The sequence below is a fragment of the Rhodospirillaceae bacterium genome (assembly GCA_016722635.1).
Classification (GTDB): domain Bacteria; phylum Pseudomonadota; class Alphaproteobacteria; order JAEUKQ01; family JAEUKQ01; genus JAEUKQ01.
In genome coordinates this window covers 101758-121851 of record JADKIX010000011.1, presented here as the reverse complement: position 1 = coordinate 121851, position 20094 = coordinate 101758, and the positions used below count along the sequence as shown (strand labels likewise).

Below are 20094 nucleotides of genomic sequence, written 5' to 3'. Positions count from 1 at the left end.
ATGTAAAGGAAAAATAAGTTGAAAAAAACCTCATTCTTTAAAACACAATTACGGTTATTGTTGTTGAGCATTACCGCTTTATTGCTTTTTCCTGCCCCTGCAACTTTTGCCCAAAATCCGGATCAGGCTTGGCAAGCGATTGACAATAAAGATTATGGCACAGCTATCCGCATTTTCCAACAATTGGCAAATAAAGGTGATCCAGATGGGGAATATGGCTTGGGCTATATGTTTTGGCGCGGTTTGGGGGAAGAACGGGATATGCCAAAAGCTCTGGATCAATTGACCCGTGCGGCCAAACAGGGCCATACGGCTGCTAAAATGGGATTGGGTTATATTCATTTATATGGGCTGGGGGTACCGGTTGATTTGGCACTGGCTGAGTATTGGTATCAACAGGGGGTAGATGTGGGTTCGGCCTATGGTTATAACGGCGTTGCCTATGTTTGGGCGTTGCAGGGAAGAAATTTACCTCAAGCCTTAGAGTTTATTGATAAGGCGCTAACCGCTGATCCGCAAGATCCAGAAATGTTAGATACCAAAGGCTGGATCTTATATCAAATGCATGAATATGACCAGGCTTTCCATTTTGTCTGCCCGGCCGTCCTAGGAAAACCAGGAGATCCGGAGCTGCGCTTGCATTTGGGCGATATCTATTGGGCCTTGGGTTTAAATGAAAAAGCCAAAGAGGAATGGTCGCAGGGCCTGTCATTTGCCGAATCACGCTATTTAATGACCGATGAATCCAAGGAATATATCGATGGTCAAGGCAGTGCAAACTGGCAGCAATCCTTACAAGGACGGTTGCAGCAATTGGCAATTCCTAATCCCCCGATTAAACTGCCGCCGGAAAATGCAGCAGCTTATGACTGCCTGCGGCCAATATCTTAGTCTAAAGTGGGCTTGAGGAAAAGCGTCGGTTAATGGGTGATTTCAAAAAAACCGTCAACTTCAACCGCTACATTTAAGGGTAAAGCATTAACACCAACGGCCGAACGGGCATGCTTGCCAGCTTCGCCCAGTACAGCAACCATAAAATCGGAAACACCATTAGCGACTTTGGGTTGATCGGCAAAACCATCTGGGCACTGGACAAATACGCCTAATTTCAAACAACGTTTCACCCGGCTTAAATCGCCACCTAGTGCTGTCTTCAATTGTGCGATCATATTAAGCCCACACAATTTGGCGGCTTGCTGGCCCTGTTCAATTGTTAAATCCTTACCAATCATGCCAGCAAACTTAACTTCCCCGGCTGTCATGGGTATCTGCCCGGCTACATAAGCGCAATTGCCACTGATGACTACCGGTACGTAATTGGCAACGGGGGGCAGCTTTAGGTAATTGCAACCCTAAGCGTGCTAGGTTTTTTCAATGATGCTTTCGGACAAGATACCTCCTAAGTGTGATTCATCAGCTCACCATACAAAATTTATCAGGTAAAAATCAAGATGATCTGGCGTAAATTTTTAAAGTGATACCCACTCATCCATAGAATGGGGTGTTTTTAACGATTCTGATTAGGTAGGGTATCTTGCTTTATTGCTGGACGTTGCGGCTTGTTTCTGCAACAATAACCTACTTATTGCATCGAATTGATCGGATGGCTTTTAATAAGAAAAATTTTGTTATCAAGATCGTTTGAGGGGTTTGAATGAATAGAAGATTAGGGATTTTATCAAGATTTTTTGCCAAAAAAGCCGGAACGGACTCTTTAGGCAACCGGTATTTTTATAGATCTAAGGGTAAAGGAAAAGGGGAAAAGCGTTGGGTGGTGTATCAAGGGATCGTTGAAGCTTCCAAGGTGCCGCCAGTATGGCATGCGTGGCTGCATCATGTACATAACAATATACCCGTTCAAGCTGATCAATCTTTATACGCCTGGCAACAGCCGCATATGCCGAATTTAACCGGCACGCCTTACGCTTATCAACCTGTAAGTAATGAGCAACTGGTGGCTAAAGCCATGGATGGTTATCAAGCCTGGCAGCCCAGCCCAGATAATTCCATAACCTCTAAATATTAACGGATGGTCATGAACCGAAATATTATTGAAACAATCACCGGGGTTTTGGTCCTGGCCATTGCCGTTATTTTTGTGGTTTTTGTTTATGAGGGGACGCGGGGTTCTGCGGGCAAGGGATATAGCGTGGTTGCCCGTTTTACGAAAGTAGACGGCGTTAATATTGGCAGTGATGTCCGTTTGGCAGGCATCAAAATCGGCAGTGTAACCGATAAATTTCTCGATCCCCAAAATTTTGATGCGGTCTTGCGTTTAACGATTGAGGAGAAATTTCACCTGCCGGTTGATAGTTTGCTGCGCATCACCAGCGACGGTATTTTTGGCAATTCTTACATTAATATTGACCCCGGTCAGAAAGCAGAGTTTGTGGCAGAGGGGCAAGAACTGACTAACACCCAGGCGGGCATTAATTTCATTGATCTGGTTGGCCAAGCAATTTTTAAAGCGGCAGAAAATAACCAACAAGAAAAAAACAAATAGGGTTCTGATATGACGGTCAAGCGCGATTGGTCAAATATAGGGATTGGGTTACTGACCTTAGCGGGGGCTGCCGTTTTTTTGCTATTGGTTAATGGGCAGCTGCGTTTTAAGTCTGGGCAAGATCCAGAAATATACGGAAATTTCCGTCAAGCCAACGGCATCAACATAGGCTCTGAAGTCCGTTTGGCAGGATTGACCATTGGCAAAGTCAGCTCAGTTTTGCTGAGTCCAGACAGTTTTCAAGTGCAAATAGGGTTTACCGTGCATGAAAAGCTCAAACTGCCAGCGGACTCAAATGCCCGTATTTTAACCGACGGGTTGGGCGGCAAGGCTTATATTGACCTACAAGCTGGGTCGGATGAGAATTTCTTGAAGCCAGGTGACTACATATCCTACACGCAAGGCTCGATTGACCTATTGGATTTACTCTCTAAAGCTATTTTAACAGGACAGGAGCGGGCGACTTTATATGGCAAACCGTCGCCCGTACCGCTGCCACCAGCTCACCCTTAGGGATAGGCAGTGCCTATCAGGGGATATGTTTTTAAGGACAAGATGAAAGGCAAACAATGATGACAAAGCAGCAATTGCCGCAATGGGTACAAAATGATGGCCAGCCAGTATCTTGCCGGGAAAAGCTTAAAGTACTGAATGAAAATTACCAGGAATTGCACCAAATGATGGAAGATGCTTGGCAAGATGCCCTGGTCATGCGGTGTGACCCGGGGTCTGTACGCCAGATATTCCATGATTTAATCGATCACCTGATAACGGCTTGAGGTTGGCATGATAAAAATACTGGTTCCGGGTATCTGTGTATTTGGGTTTTGTGTGGGCTTGATTATACCGGCAATTGGGCAAGAAACGTATAATGGGGCGACCATCCAGGCATTGGATAAGGTTACTACCCGTATTTCCACTTTATCTTTGGTGATTGATAAGCCGGTCCAATTCGGGACATTGCAAATCACCCTTAAAAAATGCCAAAAGAAACCGCCCGAGGAAACCCCTGAAAGCGCTGCCTATGTAGAAATTGATGAATTATTCGGCTCCTCGCAGCCAACCAAGCGCTTTAGCGGCTGGTTTTTCGCTTCAAGTCCGGCTTTATCTGCCCTTGATCATCCGGTTTATGATTTCTGGTTGATTGACTGTATCCAGCCTAATAATTCTGCCCCTGTAACCAAATAAGGGAATTGGGCGGTTTTTTGTAGGCTTTCTGATAAAAGTTTTAAATATGCAGCTTGGGCAATTTCAATGCCACCGAATTGCTTTAAATGGTTGGTCAAGAATTGCGTATCAAGTAAGCTATACCCCCCTAGCCTTAGTCGTAAAGCTAAATGGCAGAGGGCCACTTTGCTGCTGTTGGGCACTAAACTGAACATGCTTTCACCGAAAAAAGCACTGCCTAAACTAACCCCATACACCCCGCCGACCAATTGGCCGTTTTGCCAGCATTCCACCGAATAGGCGTGACCGGCTTCATATAATTGCTGATAAGCCTCCTTAATAACCTTGTTAATCCAGGTTTCAGGACGTTTGGGGGTGGGTGCTGCACAGGCCTTGATCACGCCTGCAAAATCTCGGTTGCAGAAAATATCAAAGGGTTGTTGCCTTAAAAGGCTTTGAAGCCGGCGTGGGATATGAAAACCGTTCAGGGGGATAATACCCCGCCATTCGGGCTCTACCCAATAAAAGTTGCGGCTGTGCCGCGTATCCGCCATCGGGAAAATGCCTGCCGCATAAGCAGAGAGTAATTGTTCAACAGATAAAGCCGAATTCAATCTTTTAACCGATTATTTAGGCACTGGTTTCTGCAACAAAATTCTCCAGCCAACGAATATCATAATTGCCGCTGACAATATCGGCTGCGGCAACCAATCGCCGGTGCAGGGCAGCAGTGGTTTTGATGCCGCCGATATGCAGCTCTTCCAAAGCACGCCTTAACCGCATAATGGCCTCTTGGCGGTTGCGGCCATGGACAATGACTTTGGCAATCAAACTATCGTAATGGGGGGGTACACCTAAGCCCCCGGGCGCGTGGAAATCCTTGACAAATCCTGGTGATGGTTGGAAGGTTTCAGGATCTTCCGCGTTAATCCGGCATTCAATGGCGTGGCCGTAAAAGCGGATATCTTTCTGGCTGAAAGATAATTTTTCCCCAGCCGCTGCCAGGATTTGTTCCCGCACCAAATCAATGCCGGTGATCATCTCACTAACCGGATGCTCAACCTGCAAACGGGTGTTCATTTCAATAAAATAGAATTTACCATCCTGATACAGGAATTCAACAGTGCCAACACTGCGGTAACCCATTTTGCGGATGGCTTTACAAACCAGCTCGCCTAATTGGTCGCGTTGAGCGGTGGTAAGACAAGGGGAAGGGCCTTCTTCCAGTACTTTTTGGTGACGCCGTTGCAAGGAACAATCCCGTTCCCCCAAATGAACAACGTGCCCATGATTATCAGCCAACACCTGGATTTCAATATGACGAGGGTGAGATAGGTATTTTTCCAAATAAACCGTATCATCGCCGAAACTGGCCTTGGCTTCTGAACGTGCAAGGCTTAGGGCCATAACCATATCTTGAGCGGAATGTGCAACTTTCATGCCTTTACCGCCACCACCGGCTGATGCCTTAACCAGAACCGGGAAACCAATTTTTTCAGCAATTTTAATGGCTTCGGCATCATTGGTAACGGCCCCTGCCGATCCCGGCACAACCGGCAAGCCAAGTTTTTGGGCTGCCTCTTTTGCGCGCACTTTATCTCCCATCAGCGCTAAATGCTCGGGTGAGGGACCTATAAAAACAAAACCGTGTTCTTCAACCATTTGGGCGAATTTGGCGTTTTGGGATAAAAAACCGATTCCGGGATGGATGGCATCTGCGCCTGTTATGATGGCTGCAGAAATAATAGCTGGCATATTCAAATAGCTATCCTTGGCCAAAGCCGGTCCAACACAAACGGATTCGTCCGCCAGCAACACATGTTTTGCATGGGCATCAGCGGTCGAGTGGATGGCCACCACCTGGATGCCCATTTCCCGGCAGGCACGCAAGATACGCAAGGCAATTTCCCCACGGTTGGCAATAAGAATTTTTTTTAACATCATCATGCCTTTTAGGTTATGGTGATCAGGATTTGCCCGAATTCCACCGGTTGCCCGTCAGTGACTAAGATCGACTTGACGATGCCCGCTTGCGGGGCTGGGATGGGGTTCATCACTTTCATCGCCTCAATAATCAAAATGGTTTGGCCCTTATTGACCCGGTCACCTACCGTGACCAAAGGGGCAGACCCGGGCTGTGAGGATAAATAGGCTGTCCCCACCATCGGTGAGGGGATACCCCCGGTTTGGACGGCTGGCTCTATTGTGATATTGGTGGTACTAGCAGGGGCTACAGGGGGTGGGAAAGAGGGCTGTGTGTTGACAAAAGGATTGCCTCTGCTTAATCGGATCCTTTCATCACCCTTTTCGTATTCGATTTCCCCCAAGTTGCTGTCATCGAGTAGTTTTGCTAGTTTTTTAACCAAAGAAACGTCAACATCAAATTTTTTCGCCACCATGGCAAACCCTTCTTCCAAAAAATCAAAACAATATTGTTACACGTAATCATCAAGAATAAAAAATAAAGAATCTATAAATACTGCAAGTTGATATGACAAGCAAGTTTTCTCAGAGTAAAAAAAGTAACTCTCATCTCTAGCGAGAACCGGGCTGTTTTGCCAGCTGCCGCAAAGCGGCCACCAAATCCTCGGGATCGGGGGCGCCCACCACCACCTGACGGCCTACAACAAAGGCGGGGGTGCCGTGAATGTTCAGCAATTCCGCAAGCGAGCGGTTTTTATCCAATTCCTGCAACACGTCGGTACTTTGCATGTCTTGGCTTAATTGTTTAAGGTTGATCCCCAGGCTTTCGGCAATTTTCTGCACTTGCTGGGTTGTCAAATGGGTATGGCTGGCCATCAACGCCAGATGGAAAGATTCGTATTTTCCTTGTTTGCGGGCGGCTAAGGCAGCTTGGGCCATCATAAAAGATTCAGGACCCAAAATCGGGAATTCTTTCATCACAATGCGGACATTGCGTTCATTTTTCAAGCGTTCAACCAGCATGCCAGCCATTTGCTTGCAGTATGTGCATTGGTAGTCAAAGAAAAAAACTAAATTAACCGTACCCTTGGGGTTACCCAAAATGGGCGAGCCGCTGCTATAAAATAATTCATTCGATAAACGTTGGATTTCCCCGGCAACCCGCTGCTCTTCTTCCTGCTGTTGCCGCCTTTTCATCGTCTCCAGCGCTTTGACCACTACCTCAGGATGCTCGGTAATATATTGCTCGATTAGGGCCTGGATTTCTTGTTTCTGGGGTTTGCTTAAGGTATCCGCGGCGACTGGTTGGAAACTAGACGCCATCAACAACAATATACTGACAGCAAAAGCAAGTGGGCGCCAGACAGGGAGGCATTTCATCATCATTACATCCTTTAAAATAAAAAACACCAGGATCATCCTGATCACAATATATTTCGGCGAAGAACTAGCACATATAGCAAGCCACCACAACAAAAATGCCGATTCTCTAGGAAAAAGCGGGGCGTCTAAAAAACAACCATCCCGGCTGTTAGCGTTTTAAAGAATTATGTGCATAATTCTGGATATCATCGGCACGCCGCCACCCAGGTGAACCATAAGCCAATAGCTTCATGGCGCGTTCGGCTTGTAAAATCGCTTCTTTATAAAGGCCGCGATTCACGGCGGTTTCAGCTAAGGCTAGGGCCGTCATGCCCATATCGCCCTTTTTCCCGTAGGCAATGGCCAATTGCCGCCAGCCGGAAGCGTTGGTTGGTTCAACCCGCAAGAAAGATTCCAAATTCTTAATGGCTTCCGGCAATAATTTACTGTCATTGGTTGCCAAGATCACGCGAGCTAAATCAAATTGCAATAAATAGGAAGAAGGATCCAGCCTGATGGCCTGCCGGTAATAGGGAAGTGCAAGGCCAGGGTTGCCGGTTTCTAGCAAAATTTGTCCTTTGAATTCGGTAAAGAAAGGATCGTCCGGGTAATCTTTTAACAGGCTGTCCAATATAACCAAGGCGTGGTCTATCTGGGTAGCGCGGTAGTAGGCAAAAACCCGGGCGTATCTGGCAACCATCCGCTGATCTTGTTCGGGATAAATCACCAACACTTGAGACAGGCTGTAGAAATAGCCGATCAATTTGGCACGCATCCGCTCATGGGCTAATTGTAAAAGTGGTGGGTCTATTCGGTTGGCGAAGGGAGACTTTTCCAAATGTTCCTGCACTGTACGTATGCGCTCAGCGGTTAGGGGATGAGTGCTGAAATAGGGGCCGATGGAGAAACCGCCCAACCGCTCTTGTTGCTGCATGATTTTAAAAAAATCGAGCAAGCCACGGGATGATTGCCCCGTGCGGTCCAGCAAACTAAGGGCGGCTTGGTCAGCTGATGCTTCTTGACCTCGACTGAACGACAATAAAGAAAGTTGGCCAATGCTATCGATAAAAGAAATAACCGAGGCGGTGACATTCGGGTCATTGGCAGCAAATCCGGCGGCAACCCCCAAGATGAATCCCAAAATCTGCTCAAAGGTGGCTTTCTTTAATTTATCCTGCAAGCGGGCGTAATGGCCGCCCATAATATGCCCGGTTTCATGGGCAATCACGCCGATCAATTGATTGGGCGTTTGGCTGCGGATCAACAAACCCATATTGATAAAAACCCCCCGGTCGGGGGTAACAAAAGCATTCACCGTGTCATCTGCGATAATATAAACTTGGATGTCGTCGGCAGGCAAACCAGCCGCCCTGAAGATGGTTTTTGCATAAGAAGCGATCAGTTTTTCAATTTCTGAATCACGGATAAAGGAAGCCCCCGACGATTGCGCGGAAGCAGGGGAAGCAAAACATAAAAACAGACAGATCAATAACGCTTCAACATAGGAAAAGGGAAGGGAAGGAACAAAACGCTTCATGAGATTCCTATGATTTTTTTATGCTTGTTTTGAGGTTGTAAACACTTATTTTTATTAACATAATTCATCAAGGCAGTAAATCTATTTATCGTATGGGGTTAAGGGCTTATAAAAGTGGGTATCTGGAGATATTGGACAATTTTAGTATTTGTTCCGCCTACTAGTCACATGTATAGGATATAAAACTGCAGTCATATTTTTCCATGAAAATTCATAGCTGGTATGTCAAGAATTAGGAGGCAAGAAATGGAAAAGCTTAGGGTGGATTGGGATGATTTGGACGAAACACACGTTAATCAAGTTTTTTACAAAGGGCAGTACTTTACGGGCTGGGCCTGCACTTTCTTCGAAGATGGAGGTATTGAAGATGAAATGGAATTCCGTGACGGCGCCCAAACCGGATTATATTACCAATATGATCGCCATGGCAGGTTACTGCGGGAAGAGCATTATTTATACGGCAGTCTTCACGGCTGCGCGCGTTCTTGGCATATAAACGGCCAATTGGTTTCGGAAGAACTTTATCAAGGGTCGGTGTTGATGAAAGAGCGGCAATGGGATATGCAAGGCACTTTAATTCGTGATTATCACATTGATCCGCAGGATTCCAGAATAGAATTCCTCAAGAAACTCAATTTATATAAACAATTGCCGGATTAAGCACTATCAAAACGGGTTGTATTTGACCCATGACAATCAAGGGTGAAGAATCTTTACAAACCACTAATCAGCAATGTAGATAGGATTGCTGATCAAGCGACAATTCATATACAATGAAATTCAAGCAACCCTTTGATATGCTTGCGGAATTTTCAAATGACCATGAGTTTAGGAAAGTGCAGGAAAGCGGAAAAAAGCCATCTTTTGAAAAGTGGCTCCCCGGGCCGGATTCGAACCAGCGACCAAGCGGTTAACAGCCGCTTGCTCTACCACTGAGCTACCGAGGAATATTCCTGATAAAAGCGTGTATACAAAAAATATTACCTCCTGGCAAGCAAAACTTCATCCAAAAAATCGATGGATTGTGTTTCTACCCGGGGTTGTATTTTGACCTAGTCGTCCCACAAAAATTATATTTAAAGTTGTAAAAATGACAAAAATATATTTTTTTAGTTGTGTTTATTAATTTAATAATTTATATATCACTTTAACATTGTTGAACAAAGCCTATAAATTTAAGTATAAAAATAAAAAAACAAAAAAATAAAAATAAAAGAAAGAGGCATCAATCATGAACCATACGCAATTAAAGGCTTTTGACGCCGTTGTTCGCGAGGGTAGCTTTTCTAGGGCAGGAATTCGCTTGGGGTTAACCCAACCAGCAATCACCATCCAGGTAAAAGCACTGGAGCGTTATTATGGGAAAAAATTATTTAACCGTCGCGGGCGGGGGGTAACACCAACCACGACCGGACAATCGCTTTATGAAATGACCCAACGTTTATTTAAAATAGAAGAGCAGGTACACCATTTATTAAAAAACCCAACAGATGAGAAATCCGCTGGCGATTTAAAAGTTGGCAGCGACTGCCAAGGGTTGGCGATTGGCATGGTTACTGAGTGGGCGCGTCAGCACCAAGGTGTTTTTGTAACATTCCATAATTGTTCGGTGGATATGGCGTACCGAGAATTATTGTCGGGTCATTTGGATGTGGTGATTACGGCGACGCCTACCAAAGATAACCGTTTTGTCGTTAAAACATTGGGGGATCAACATTTGATGGTGTTAGTACCAAAGCATCACCCTTTATCCAATAGAAAAACCATTGCTTTGGAGGAATTAACGGGTGTCAGCAATTTGATTTATGACAACGGCTCAATTATCCAGCATATTTTTAACCAAGCCACCCAAGGCCAAGATAAAACAATACAACCCACGATGAATATCGGCAGCAGCGATGCAATACGCCACGCAGTGGGCCAGGGTTTTGGCGTCGGTGTGGTGATTGACAGCGAAGCGGCCTCAGACTCGCGCCTGATTGTCTTGGAGGTCACGGGTGTATCCCAACATTTATTTAGTCAGGTGATTGTTTTAAAGGCGATGGAGGATCAGCCCATCCTCAAAAGTTTTGTTAGTGAGGTGGCCCCGCTTGTCAAAAGGCAGCAACCAGTATTTTTCCCAATCGGCATGGGGGATATCTCAAAACCCCGGGAAGATTTGGTTGTTCCCCTTGCCAACTCCGCAAATCTTTTTCAACAACATTTGAAATCAGTTGCGGGAACCGGCAAGCAAACGCTATCAGCGTCGAAGCGGTAGAAAACAGAAATAAAATAAGGGCTGTTTAAACAGGGGAAAAACATCATTTCCCCTGTTTTTATTTTGGGTTGAACGAAGGGGTGCCTGCTTTCTCGTACACCCTAGGCTATCTCCAGAAACCGAAAAGCAAACGGATAATTCCCCGGCTTGTTTTCAAACCAAACAACAGTAATTGACATAATATTATTCTTTGATCATCCTTAGGCGCATCTTTTGCTAGAAAACGCTAAACCTTATGGGGAACCCATGAAAGCTATTATCTTGAGTGCGGGTCAAGGATCACGGTTGTTGCCGCTGACTGAGAAAAAACCAAAATGTTTATTGCCAGCAGGGAAAAAAACCTTGATCGAATGGCAAATTGACCACCTGGTCAAGGCGGGTGTGAAAGATTTTGTCGTGGTGGTTGGGTTCTATGCCCAGGATGTAGAAGCGTTGCTGAAAAAAATCAATTATCCGGGTGTTACGATCCGTACCCTTTTTAACCCCTTTTACAAGGTGGCGGATAATCTGGGCAGTTGTTGGCTGGCAAGACCCGAGATGAACCAGGATTTTATGATTGTCAACGGCGATACCCTGTTTGAGGTGGAAATACCCCGCCGCTTGTTAACGGGCCCCAAGGCCGATATTACGGTTACGGTTGACAGCAAAGATTCGTATGATGCCGATGATATGAAAGTCAAACGCCAAGGATCGCGGCTGTTGGAAATTGGGAAAACCCTGCCTTTAGACCAGGTCAATGCCGAATCGATTGGCATGCTATTATTCCGGGGCCAGGGTGTGCAAGATTTCAGCAAACAGGTTGATGAAAGCATGCGCCAAGCCGAAGGCCTGAAATGGTGGTATCTGCGAGTGATTGGCCTGATTGCCCAGAAAAAAACAGTTGAAACCTGTTTGATCAAAGGGTTGCAATGGGGTGAGGTGGATTTCCCTGTTGATCTGGCGAAGGTAGAACAGTTGGTCAAGAACTGGTAGGTTAATGGCCAGGTTGTAGCCTGCGTTATGGGTTTAGGGCGTTTAGCTATCAAGCATGGGGTGCTTGGGCCGCGCTATTTTTTATGGGGGATTGCTCTTGAATCGCCCAAAAATATACTGGCAAGCCTAAAACAGGTGTTTTTTTAAGGATGCGATACGCTAAGTGGAACATGCGAACGTTTGATCAAAATACTTTCTGCCAAATCGAAGTCGCTAGGTTTATCGACATCAATTGCTGCTTCGGCATAAGGGATAATGGTTGCGCTAGCAATCAGTCCCAAACGCTTTGATAACATGCTAAAAGCCTGGGTAATCCGCAGGCCAAAAAGCCGGAAGCGGATCATCGGCCACCAGCCGATCTCGCCAATCAAACGAAGGGGTTTTTTGCGGAATTTTTCCATTCGCTGCCAAAATACGATCATTTTCTCGGCGGCAGGTGAGCGGATAAGATAAAGGTTGCAGCCTGAAAAGGCGCCGTCACGCATCCGGTAATAGGTGCGGATAGATTGGGGATAGGATGTTTGAATGGTCTTTTCGGTGGCCAGTCCCACGCACAGATCAGCGGTGGGGTCGCTATGCGTGAGAAAGCTGTTGACCATGCAAGCGGTTAACAAGGGATGGTCAGCCGTTGTTAAAAGAAAAGGATATGAAGTGGGATGCTGCCGCAGGAAATTCTGAACGCTGCTGGCGGGGGATTCAGCGGTTGCCATAAAATCAAGTTTACCGTTGGCCAAAGCCTCCTTAACCAACGGTTCCGCTGTTAATAAATCCGGTTGATCAAAACAGATGCTAATTTTACCGATTTCCGGGCAATTCATCAGGGTATTTAAAACTCTTATAACCATGGGGATACCCAAGATGGGCGTCAAAGCTTTATAAGGGACGCCGCGATATTGCACGATCAGGTCTTTTTCATTGCGGCTGCCAGCTAAGATAAGGGCGTGATATAAATGTGGGGTCAATGGATTAACTCTTTGGAGTAAACGCGGTAGGTTTTATATATGACACTACCAATATTTTTTAACAACTGATTCATTTGGCCGTTACTATCCAAAATCCAACCCAGCTCAGCCGATTTATAGCCTTTGTTTGTTGCCCCTTCGCGAATGCTTTCAAGCAATAGGGCTGCAATAATCGAGGATAAGCGGGTTTGTTGATATTTGCGGCGAATGCCAAAAAGGGCAACCCGCAAACTGTCGATAGAACGGCGGATTTTCAAGCGCCATAATAATTTGGCCCACCCAAATGGTAATAATTTGCCATTTAAATCGGGAATGATCTGATAGAGATTAGGCAAACCTAAAATGACCCCGACCGGCTCTTCGTCTAAATCAACAAACCAAATTAGGGCGGGATCAAGGATGGGTTTCATCGCATGCCCAAGATGATCGATTTCCCCTTGGGTAAAAGGCACAAAACCCCAATTCCCTGCCCAAGCGTCGTTATAAACGGCAATCAATTTGGCAATTTCGTCTGGTAATTTTGCCATATTAAAGGGGCGGAGCTGCAAATTGCCGTATTTGGCAAAACGCGCTGTTAATTGGTGCCTATCAATTATAGGAGCAGCTAAAATATCGTAATTGTAGGCATATAAATCCTGGTGTGGCAGGTATCCGGCTTTCTCGAGCAATTGACTCATATAAGGGGGATGGAAAGGCATCATGATCATCGGCCGTTCTTCAAAACCACCGGTCATCACCCCAACTTCCCCAGCTGTTGAGGGGCTAAGGGGGCCAATGATCCGATTCACTTGTTGGTTTTTTAACCAATTTTCGGCAGTGGACAATAAAGATTGGGCAATGGCTAAATCATCTACACAGTCGAAAAAACCGAAATAACCAGTTCTTTCCTTGGTATGGCTGATAAAAGAATGATCAACAATGGCGGCAATCCGGCCAACAATTCTCCTTCCATCCCATGCTAGGAACAATTGGCTGTCAGCATGTTCAAAAAATGGATTTTTAAGGGGGTCAACGATTTTGAGGGCTTCAGTATCCAGGTTAGCACAAAATCCCTTGAGCCCACGATAGAGAGATTTAGGTAGGGCTGCAAATGCTTTCAGATGTTTGCGGGATACGACGGCAGTGATCATAACCATGAAAAAGCCTTTAAAATATTCGTATAGAGTGGATTTTTAATTGGGGGATCCAGGTGGCTGATGGCGATGGCGGCCTGGCCCCTCATCCCTGCGGATCCCCTTTGATAATTGTAATACCCAAGGGTATTTTTGTGCTTCTTGCTCCGTATAGCCTAAATTAAAAACGGTATGGCTGCGAGCAACGTCGTGTGGGCGTCGGTAAAAAGTTCCCATCAAACGGTCCCACCCGTAATTGGTGATCCCAAAATTTCCTTGTTCATTATGAAAATGGTGGGCAAGGTGCCATTTTTTAATTTTTTGGAGAAAGGGGATTTTCGGTTGATAATTTAAATGTTGGATGCAATGACAAAATTCATAAAAGCAAGTGATGATGAGCCCAGCTGCAAAAGCCATTGCCACCCCAGTATGGCCAGAAATTAGCCATCCGGCGGGCCCTGTCACCAGCAAAATGGTTGGCAAAGTTGTATATAAAGCGCCAAATAAAACATGCAGGTTATGGGGATCTTGATGGTGGTCAAAATGGATTCTTTTCCAAGCATGAGATGTCCAGCGTGACTTGTATAGATAACGGCCATGCAGGATAAAGCGATGGATCAGGTACCAAGCTAACGGATACAGCAATATGGCTGCAATCACGGGCAAAACAATCTGCCAAACACTTCCCCCCCAATGGCTTGCCAGATAAATGGCAATCGCTGCCAGGCACAAATAAACCAGGATGGTGGGATAAGTAAAAAACGCTTTGATCAAATCCTTGAGGCCCATCTTATCTAATTGGTACAGGCGGCCCCGCATAAAATGAAAATCCATGATTCGGTCAGATACCCAAAAAATTGCAAAAATATATTTCACCTGGGTAACGTACCTTGAAAAATGCCCAGAAGCAATACTTCATCAATCATTAAACAGCATATTAGTTTCAATACCTGTTAAAGATTGATCTTTGTACAATTTCAGCTATGGTTTTGATAAATAATTTACAGTTTTTTGGCTATTTCATGACCCCATTTTCTCTTGAAGAAAACCTAACCCATAATAACCCGAGCCTTCTGCGCCAGCAAATCCGTGCCCATTATCAGGCGGATGAAGAACAGGTGATAGGTGATTTATTAGCCCAATCCCAGTCATTGATGGGGTACAGCCAGAAAGCTGAAGCAAGGTCTAAAGAATTGGTACAAGCGGTGCGGAATGACCAGCGGGAATGGAAAGGCATCCGGGCGTTTTTGCAAGAATATAAATTATCGAGCGAAGAGGGGATTGTCCTTCTATGTTTGGCCGAGGCTTTGCTGCGTATCCCCGATCAGCGTACGGCCGATTTATTGATCAAAGATAAATTGGCGGGAGCTGATTGGCAAAAGCATATCGGGCAGTCCCCCTCTTTATTTGTCAACGCGGCCAGTTGGGGGCTGATGGTTACGGGGAATTTGTTAAGCCCCAATGGCCAGGGCCAGGGGGCATGGCATAAATTACAAGGGGTTTGGAAAAACCTGTTGGCAAAAAGCGGCCAACCCTTTATCCGCCAAGCCATCCAAACAGCCATGCGCTTGCTTGGTCAGCAATTTATTATGGGGCATCATATCCAATCGGCTATCAAACGTGCCCAGAAATTTGAAAAACAGGGATATCGCTATAGTTACGATATGTTAGGGGAAGCGGCCCGTACCACGGCGGATGCCAAACGTTACACCCTGGCGTATGAGCAGGCAATTAGTGGGGTTGCCAAAGCTGCAACCGGGAAGGGTTGCCAAACTGCCCCCGGTATTTCGATTAAATTATCCGCCCTACATCCCCGCTATGAAATAAGTCAAGCGCGACCAGTGAAAAAAGTATTGATGCCTGTATTGATCAATTTATGCTTGCAAGCGAAAAACGCAAAGATCGGGTTGACTTTTGATGCGGAAGAGGCAGATCGGTTGGAATTATCGCTAGACCTGATGGAAGGGTTGATCCACGCCCCGGAACTTAAAGGTTGGGATGGCTTGGGTATGGCGATCCAGGCCTATCAAAAGCGGGCGGTGCCTTTGGTCGATTGGATTGTGGAACAATGCAGGCAAGCGGGGCGAAAAATGATGATCCGTCTAGTGAAAGGGGCTTACTGGGATACGGAAGTGAAACGCGCCCAAGAAAAAGGGCTGCCGGATTACCCGGTTTTCACCCGCAAGGCGTCAACCGATTTATCTTATATCGTTTGTGCCCAAAAATTGCTGGCCGCTCGCGATTGCATTTTCCCCCAATTTGCTACCCACAATGCCCATACGGCCGCGGTTATTTTGGAATTGGCAGGCTTAGGGGATGTTAACTCATATGAATTCCAGCGGTTGCAAGGGATGGGGGAAAGCCTGTACGAGGAGTTACGCCGCCGCCAGCCGGAGTTGGGCGTACGCATTTATGCCCCCGTTGGTTCCCACCAGGATTTACTACCCTACCTGGTGCGGCGTATGCTGGAGAACGGGGCCAACACCTCCTTTGTCAACCGTATTTTGGACAGGGCCGTTGAGACTGCTGATTTAATCCAAGACCCGATTAGGGTTGTGCAAAACTGGGATGATAAAAGAAACATGAAACTTCCATTACCTCAAGATATTTTTGGCAGTGACCGGTTGAATTCCAAGGGCATTGATTTATCCGATCCGAGGATTATCGACCAAATTGAAGGGCAGATTGCAGAATTTTCAAAGAAAGAGATTCACAGTTATGCCGGTCAAACAATGCCTGACAAGCGAGAAGGAAAAGTAACCATCTGCAACCCGGCGAATCCTTCCCATATCCTCGGATATATGTGGCCAGCGTCTGAGCAAGATATCATCCAGGCTTTGGAATCTGCCCATGCTGCCCAACCCGCATGGGATCTCTTGGGTGGAGAAAGGCGCGCCCAGTATTTGGATTTGGCCGCCGGATGTTTGGAAAAAAACAGCTTAAGGCTGCTGTCCCTTTTGGTGTATGAAGCGGGGAAGACTTTGCCTGATGCTATTGCTGAATTGCGGGAAGCCATTGATTTTTGCAGGTATTATGCCCATTTGGCCCGCCAGCATTTCCAAAATCCCCAATTGATGCCTGGCCCTACGGGGGAAAGAAACAGCCTTTATCTCAAAGGTCGTGGCGTCTTTATTGCGATTTCGCCTTGGAATTTTCCCCTGGCTATTTTCATGGGGCAATTGACGGCAGCCTTAGCCGCGGGCAATACCGTTATTGCCAAACCTGCCGAGCAAACCCCCTTAATCGCAACTCTGGCTGTCCAATTACTACACCAGATTGGCATTCCTGCGGCTGTGCTGCAATTGATCCCCGGGGATGGGAAAACCGGGGCACGGTTGGTGCGTGATCACCAAATTGCCGGGGTGGTTTTTACAGGCTCCACCGCCACTGCACAGGCAATTAACCGCAGCCTGGCTGCCAAACCGGGGCCCATTATTCCGTTGATTGCCGAAACCGGCGGGTTAAATGCCATGATTGTTGATTCATCCGCTTTGGTTGAGCAAGTGGTACGGGACTTGCTGATTTCTTCTTTCCAATCAGCTGGACAGCGCTGTTCCGCCTGCCGGATCGTTTTTGTCCAAGAGGATTTGGCAGATCGTTTAAAAGAAATGCTAATTGGGGCAATGGCCGAATTGCGGGTGGGTAACCCGGCTGATTTATCAACTGATATCGGCCCGGTGATTGATGCCGATGCTTTAGCCAAACTGCAACAACACACAACCTATTTGCAACAGCATGCGAAGATCCTTTATTCCTGCTCGATTCCTGATGCCCAGCTGGGGTACTTCTTCCCACCCACTTTGGTAGAACTGGCTGATCCTTCGTTATTACAGCAAGAGGTTTTTGGGCCTATCCTACATTTAGTCTCTTGGAAAAGCGGTCGGTTAGATCAGGTGATCGACCTGATTAATAAAACAGGGTATGGCTTAACTCTAGGCATCCACAGTCGGATTGAACAAACGGTTCAGTATATCCACCAACGCTGCCGGGTCGGCAACACTTACGTTAACCGCAGTATGATAGGTGCGGTTGTTGGTGTGCATCCGTTTGGGGGGGAAGGGTTGTCGGGAACAGGTCCTAAAGCAGGCGGCCCCCATTATCTCTATCGTTTTGCAACGGAACGGTTGCTTAGCGTTGATGTGACGGCTGCAGGCGGCAATACCCGTTTGTTATCGATGGGCGAATAGGGGGGCGAATAGGGGCTTAAGCCAGATGATGCCGACCATAGTCTTTGGGTTATGGGGCGGGTCGGTAGCGATGGAACAGAATAGGTGGCTCTTGTGGACTCGCAAAATAGGTGAGCTGCCGGATCGTAAAACCATATGTCTGGCCTTGTACCAAGCCAAAATCAGCCACATAGGCGGGTGGAATCTCTGCCTCTAAAAAGGACGGCTGCATATTGTCGGTTTTAATATGTAATTTAATGGTTGAGCCACCGAACAAGATTTTGTCAATTCGCCCAGTAAAATCCGCTTGGCCAATGGATGAAGCGGTAAGCGGGCGGATATGGTAAGGTCTTAAATAAACAAAAGCGGGTGAGGCAAGGGGGGCGGGTTGGTTGCTTGAAAAAAACTTGCCTGCAATTTTCAATTGTTGTCCACTAGTTTCCGCGAGCAATTGGTTAGATTGGCCTAAAAACTGATAGGCAAAAAAGTTTGCTGGTTTTTCATAAATATTTTCCGGCCGGTCAATTTGCTGCAGCATCCCCTTTTCCAGCAAAACAACCCGGTCAGCCATGTCCATGGCCTCTTCCTGGTCATGGGTTACAAAAATGCTGGTTAATCCCATGCTATCATGTAGTTGTCGCAGCCAAACGCGTAATTCTTGACGGACATTGGCATCTAAAGCCCCGAATGGTTCATCTAGTAATAATATTTTTGGTTCAATTGCCAAGGCGCGTGCCAAAGCAACCCGTTGGCGTTGGCCACCAGATAATTGCGACGGGTATCTTTTGCTTAATTCACTGATTTGCACCAACTCCAGCAACTCGTTGACTTTTGCCCGGATGGTCTTGCGTCCTGGCCTTAAAGACCAGGGTTTAACCCTTAAGCCAAAGGCCACATTGTTAAAAACGGTCATATGGCGGAATAAGGCATAATGCTGGAAAACAAATCCCACTTGCCGTTCGCGCATCCGTTTGGTTTGGGCGGGTGCCCATCAAATAATATTTGCCCGCCATCGGCGCTTTCCAACCCGGCAATGATCCGTAAAAGGGTGGTTTTCCCAGACCCTGAGGGGCCAAGTAACGCAACCAGTTCCCCATCATGCACGGTGAAGCCAACTTTTTTGAGTATAGGGACACGGCCATGGTCAAATGATTTACTGATATCTTGGATATCGATCATGATTTTTTTGCTTTCAATGCCAGATTATTTTCGGGTTTGGCACGTGATGACCACTCCAGTAGGGATTTTAAAACCAATGTCACCAACGCCAATACAAGCAATAGGGAAGATACGGCAAAAGCCTGTGTGGAATAATAGCCGTCATATAAATTTTTGATATGCAAGGTCAGGGTGTCTGTTTGCCCCCGGATATTGCCTGAAATAATGGTAACCGCACCAAATTCACCTGTAGCCCGCGCAAGGCAGAGGGTTATCCCATAAATTAGCCCCCATTTGATATTTGGCAATGTCACCCGGAAAAAAATTTGCCAACCCTTTGCGCCCAGTGAAAGCGCTGCTTCTTCGTCATCTTTCCCTTGTTCCTGCATTAAAGGTACCAGTTCCCGGATAATAAAAGGAAAGGTCACAAATATCGTCACCAAGATAATCCCCGGAACTGCAAAGGCAATTTGGATATCCATCTGTTCAAGCCATGTCCCAAACCAGCCGTTACGGCCAAACAGTAAAATAAACAAAAATCCTACAACCACTGGCGAGATAGAGAAGGGGAGTTCAATCAAGGTGGTCAAAAACGTTTTGCCGCGAAAATGGAACTTGCTGATAGCCCAAGCGCCGCTGAGACCTATGATGATATTGATGATGATAGTAATAAAGGCAACCAGTAAGGTTAGTTTGGCGGCATCCAAAGTTTCCTGGCTTGTCAAAATTTGCCAATAAACGCCAAAGCCTTCGCCAAATGCTTCAACCAGGATGAAAAGGATAGGGATTACCAACAGGATGGTCAAAAAAATAACCGCTAAAGCAATTAAGAAAAATCGGCCCATAAAAAGTTCCAGCAAATCGTGGCAAATAAAAAACAGTAATCGTTCCAACGGGCAAATTGCAACTTATTTTATGGGGACACCCTCTGGGAGCCTTTGCCCATGGACTGGACTGTTTTGACCCCTCCAGCCA

General features: G+C 46.3%; 21 protein-coding genes, 1 tRNA gene and 1 pseudogene. 10 read left to right on the top strand and 13 right to left on the bottom strand.

What is annotated here, in order from left to right:
- Positions 1–18: 18 nt before the first annotated feature.
- Positions 19–891, top strand: a complete 873-nt coding sequence (locus IPP67_07970) for an SEL1-like repeat protein (protein MBL0339074.1) — start codon at positions 19–21, stop codon at positions 889–891.
- A 29-nt stretch (positions 892–920) separates the two neighbouring features.
- Here the strand turns inward: IPP67_07970 and IPP67_07965 are convergent.
- Positions 921–1350, bottom strand: a pseudogene (locus tag IPP67_07965) (RidA family protein).
- Positions 1351–1654: 304 nt separating this feature from the next.
- Here IPP67_07965 and IPP67_07960 point away from each other — a divergent pair.
- Genes IPP67_07960 through IPP67_07940 form a run of 5 tightly spaced genes read left to right on the top strand, consistent with a single transcriptional unit; the run spans position 1655 to position 3691 of the window.
- The gene (locus IPP67_07960; GenBank protein ID MBL0339073.1) at positions 1655–2026 is read left to right on the top strand and encodes an NADH:ubiquinone oxidoreductase subunit NDUFA12; all 372 of its coding nucleotides are present in this window, start codon (positions 1655–1657) and stop codon (positions 2024–2026) included.
- 9 nt (positions 2027–2035) lie between these two features.
- A complete protein-coding gene (locus tag IPP67_07955) occupies positions 2036–2503 on the top strand; it encodes an MCE family protein (GenBank protein MBL0339072.1) in 468 nt (155 codons plus the stop codon).
- A 9-nt stretch (positions 2504–2512) separates the two neighbouring features.
- Positions 2513–3016 carry an MCE family protein gene (locus tag IPP67_07950; GenBank protein MBL0339071.1) on the top strand — a complete coding sequence of 168 codons (504 nt, stop codon included), beginning with the start codon at positions 2513–2515 and terminating at the stop codon, positions 3014–3016.
- Positions 3017–3075: 59 nt separating this feature from the next.
- Complete coding sequence (locus IPP67_07945; protein MBL0339070.1) at positions 3076–3282, top strand: hypothetical protein; 207 nt, start codon at positions 3076–3078, stop codon at positions 3280–3282.
- Positions 3283–3289: 7 nt separating this feature from the next.
- Positions 3290–3691, top strand: coding sequence for a DUF2155 domain-containing protein (locus IPP67_07940; protein MBL0339069.1), 402 nt, complete (start codon positions 3290–3292; stop codon positions 3689–3691).
- Here IPP67_07940 and IPP67_07935 read toward each other — a convergent pair.
- The 5 genes from IPP67_07935 to IPP67_07915 form a co-directional block, all read right to left on the bottom strand.
- A complete protein-coding gene (locus IPP67_07935; protein ID MBL0339068.1) occupies positions 3631–4284 on the bottom strand; it encodes a leucyl/phenylalanyl-tRNA--protein transferase in 654 nt (217 codons plus the stop codon). The two genes, IPP67_07940 and IPP67_07935, sit on opposite strands and share 61 nt — an antisense overlap.
- 16 nt (positions 4285–4300) lie before the next feature.
- A complete protein-coding gene (gene accC, locus IPP67_07930) occupies positions 4301–5611 on the bottom strand; it encodes an acetyl-CoA carboxylase biotin carboxylase subunit (GenBank protein MBL0339067.1) in 1311 nt (436 codons plus the stop codon).
- Between the two features lie 11 nt (positions 5612–5622).
- Positions 5623–6069, bottom strand: coding sequence for a biotin/lipoyl-binding protein (locus IPP67_07925; protein MBL0339066.1), 447 nt, complete (start codon positions 6067–6069; stop codon positions 5623–5625).
- Positions 6070–6205: 136 nt separating this feature from the next.
- The gene (locus IPP67_07920) at positions 6206–6979 is read right to left on the bottom strand and encodes a DsbA family protein (GenBank protein MBL0339065.1); all 774 of its coding nucleotides are present in this window, start codon (positions 6977–6979) and stop codon (positions 6206–6208) included.
- 145 nt (positions 6980–7124) lie between these two features.
- The gene (locus tag IPP67_07915) at positions 7125–8492 is read right to left on the bottom strand and encodes a M48 family metallopeptidase (protein ID MBL0339064.1); all 1368 of its coding nucleotides are present in this window, start codon (positions 8490–8492) and stop codon (positions 7125–7127) included.
- A 246-nt stretch (positions 8493–8738) separates the two neighbouring features.
- Here IPP67_07915 and IPP67_07910 point away from each other — a divergent pair, with 246 nt between their 5' ends.
- Complete coding sequence (locus IPP67_07910; protein ID MBL0339063.1) at positions 8739–9152, top strand: hypothetical protein; 414 nt, start codon at positions 8739–8741, stop codon at positions 9150–9152.
- Between the two features lie 212 nt (positions 9153–9364).
- On the opposite strand, the gene IPP67_07905 is transcribed toward IPP67_07910, so the two are convergent.
- Positions 9365–9439 (bottom strand) — tRNA-Asn (locus IPP67_07905).
- Between the two features lie 284 nt (positions 9440–9723).
- Between IPP67_07905 and IPP67_07900 the strand changes: the two genes are divergently transcribed.
- Positions 9724–10749, top strand: coding sequence for a LysR family transcriptional regulator (locus tag IPP67_07900; GenBank protein MBL0339062.1), 1026 nt, complete (start codon positions 9724–9726; stop codon positions 10747–10749).
- A gap of 246 nt (positions 10750–10995) precedes the next feature.
- A complete protein-coding gene (locus IPP67_07895) occupies positions 10996–11721 on the top strand; it encodes a phosphocholine cytidylyltransferase family protein (protein ID MBL0339061.1) in 726 nt (241 codons plus the stop codon).
- 143 nt (positions 11722–11864) lie between these two features.
- Here IPP67_07895 and IPP67_07890 read toward each other — a convergent pair whose 3' ends face one another.
- The 3 genes from IPP67_07890 to IPP67_07880 are packed head-to-tail and all read right to left on the bottom strand — an operon-like array spanning position 11865 to position 14629.
- A complete protein-coding gene (locus IPP67_07890; GenBank protein MBL0339060.1) occupies positions 11865–12683 on the bottom strand; it encodes a nucleotidyltransferase family protein in 819 nt (272 codons plus the stop codon).
- Positions 12680–13819, bottom strand: a complete 1140-nt coding sequence (locus IPP67_07885) for a dATP pyrophosphohydrolase (GenBank protein MBL0339059.1) — start codon at positions 13817–13819, stop codon at positions 12680–12682. Before IPP67_07885 ends, IPP67_07890 begins: the two co-directional genes overlap by 4 nt.
- Positions 13820–13855: 36 nt before the next feature.
- On the bottom strand, positions 13856–14629 hold the full coding sequence (locus IPP67_07880) for a sterol desaturase family protein (GenBank protein MBL0339058.1): 774 nt from the start codon (positions 14627–14629) through the stop codon (positions 13856–13858).
- Between the two features lie 188 nt (positions 14630–14817).
- Between IPP67_07880 and putA the strand changes: the two genes are divergently transcribed.
- Positions 14818–17982: a bifunctional proline dehydrogenase/L-glutamate gamma-semialdehyde dehydrogenase PutA gene (gene putA / locus IPP67_07875; GenBank protein MBL0339057.1), complete on the top strand. Its 3165-nt coding sequence runs from the start codon at positions 14818–14820 to the stop codon at positions 17980–17982.
- 49 nt (positions 17983–18031) lie between these two features.
- Here the strand turns inward: putA and IPP67_07870 are convergent, their stop codons facing one another.
- From IPP67_07870 to cysW, 3 genes are read right to left on the bottom strand one after another with little or no spacing between them, the layout of a single operon-like run.
- The gene (locus IPP67_07870) at positions 18032–18928 is read right to left on the bottom strand and encodes an ATP-binding cassette domain-containing protein (GenBank protein MBL0339056.1); all 897 of its coding nucleotides are present in this window, start codon (positions 18926–18928) and stop codon (positions 18032–18034) included.
- Positions 18871–19140 (bottom strand): ATP-binding cassette domain-containing protein, encoded by a 270-nt coding sequence (locus tag IPP67_07865; protein ID MBL0339055.1) that lies wholly within the window; start codon positions 19138–19140, stop codon positions 18871–18873. Before IPP67_07865 ends, IPP67_07870 begins: the two co-directional genes overlap by 58 nt.
- Complete coding sequence (gene cysW / locus IPP67_07860) at positions 19137–19964, bottom strand: sulfate ABC transporter permease subunit CysW (GenBank protein ID MBL0339054.1); 828 nt, start codon at positions 19962–19964, stop codon at positions 19137–19139. The genes IPP67_07865 and cysW overlap by 4 nt, the downstream gene beginning before the upstream one ends.
- Positions 19965–20094 lie beyond the last annotated feature (130 nt).

Coding starts and splice junctions, on each gene's coding strand:
- IPP67_07960 (MBL0339073.1), top strand. CDS start 1,655: ATGAATAGAAGATTAGGGATTTTATCAAGATTTTTTGCCAAAAAAGCC.
- IPP67_07955 (MBL0339072.1), top strand. CDS start 2,036: ATGAACCGAAATATTATTGAAACAATCACCGGGGTTTTGGTCCTGGCC.
- IPP67_07950 (MBL0339071.1), top strand. CDS start 2,513: ATGACGGTCAAGCGCGATTGGTCAAATATAGGGATTGGGTTACTGACC.
- IPP67_07945 (MBL0339070.1), top strand. CDS start 3,076: ATGACAAAGCAGCAATTGCCGCAATGGGTACAAAATGATGGCCAGCCA.
- IPP67_07940 (MBL0339069.1), top strand. CDS start 3,290: ATGATAAAAATACTGGTTCCGGGTATCTGTGTATTTGGGTTTTGTGTG.
- accC (MBL0339067.1), bottom strand. CDS start 5,611: ATGTTAAAAAAAATTCTTATTGCCAACCGTGGGGAAATTGCCTTGCGT.
- IPP67_07925 (MBL0339066.1), bottom strand. CDS start 6,069: ATGGTGGCGAAAAAATTTGATGTTGACGTTTCTTTGGTTAAAAAACTA.
- IPP67_07920 (MBL0339065.1), bottom strand. CDS start 6,979: ATGATGATGAAATGCCTCCCTGTCTGGCGCCCACTTGCTTTTGCTGTC.
- IPP67_07915 (MBL0339064.1), bottom strand. CDS start 8,492: ATGAAGCGTTTTGTTCCTTCCCTTCCCTTTTCCTATGTTGAAGCGTTA.
- IPP67_07910 (MBL0339063.1), top strand. CDS start 8,739: ATGGAAAAGCTTAGGGTGGATTGGGATGATTTGGACGAAACACACGTT.
- IPP67_07900 (MBL0339062.1), top strand. CDS start 9,724: ATGAACCATACGCAATTAAAGGCTTTTGACGCCGTTGTTCGCGAGGGT.
- IPP67_07895 (MBL0339061.1), top strand. CDS start 10,996: ATGAAAGCTATTATCTTGAGTGCGGGTCAAGGATCACGGTTGTTGCCG.
- IPP67_07885 (MBL0339059.1), bottom strand. CDS start 13,819: ATGGTTATGATCACTGCCGTCGTATCCCGCAAACATCTGAAAGCATTT.
- IPP67_07880 (MBL0339058.1), bottom strand. CDS start 14,629: ATGGATTTTCATTTTATGCGGGGCCGCCTGTACCAATTAGATAAGATG.
- putA (MBL0339057.1), top strand. CDS start 14,818: ATGACCCCATTTTCTCTTGAAGAAAACCTAACCCATAATAACCCGAGC.
- IPP67_07870 (MBL0339056.1), bottom strand. CDS start 18,928: ATGCGCGAACGGCAAGTGGGATTTGTTTTCCAGCATTATGCCTTATTC.
- IPP67_07865 (MBL0339055.1), bottom strand. CDS start 19,140: ATGATCGATATCCAAGATATCAGTAAATCATTTGACCATGGCCGTGTC.
- cysW (MBL0339054.1), bottom strand. CDS start 19,964: ATGGGCCGATTTTTCTTAATTGCTTTAGCGGTTATTTTTTTGACCATC.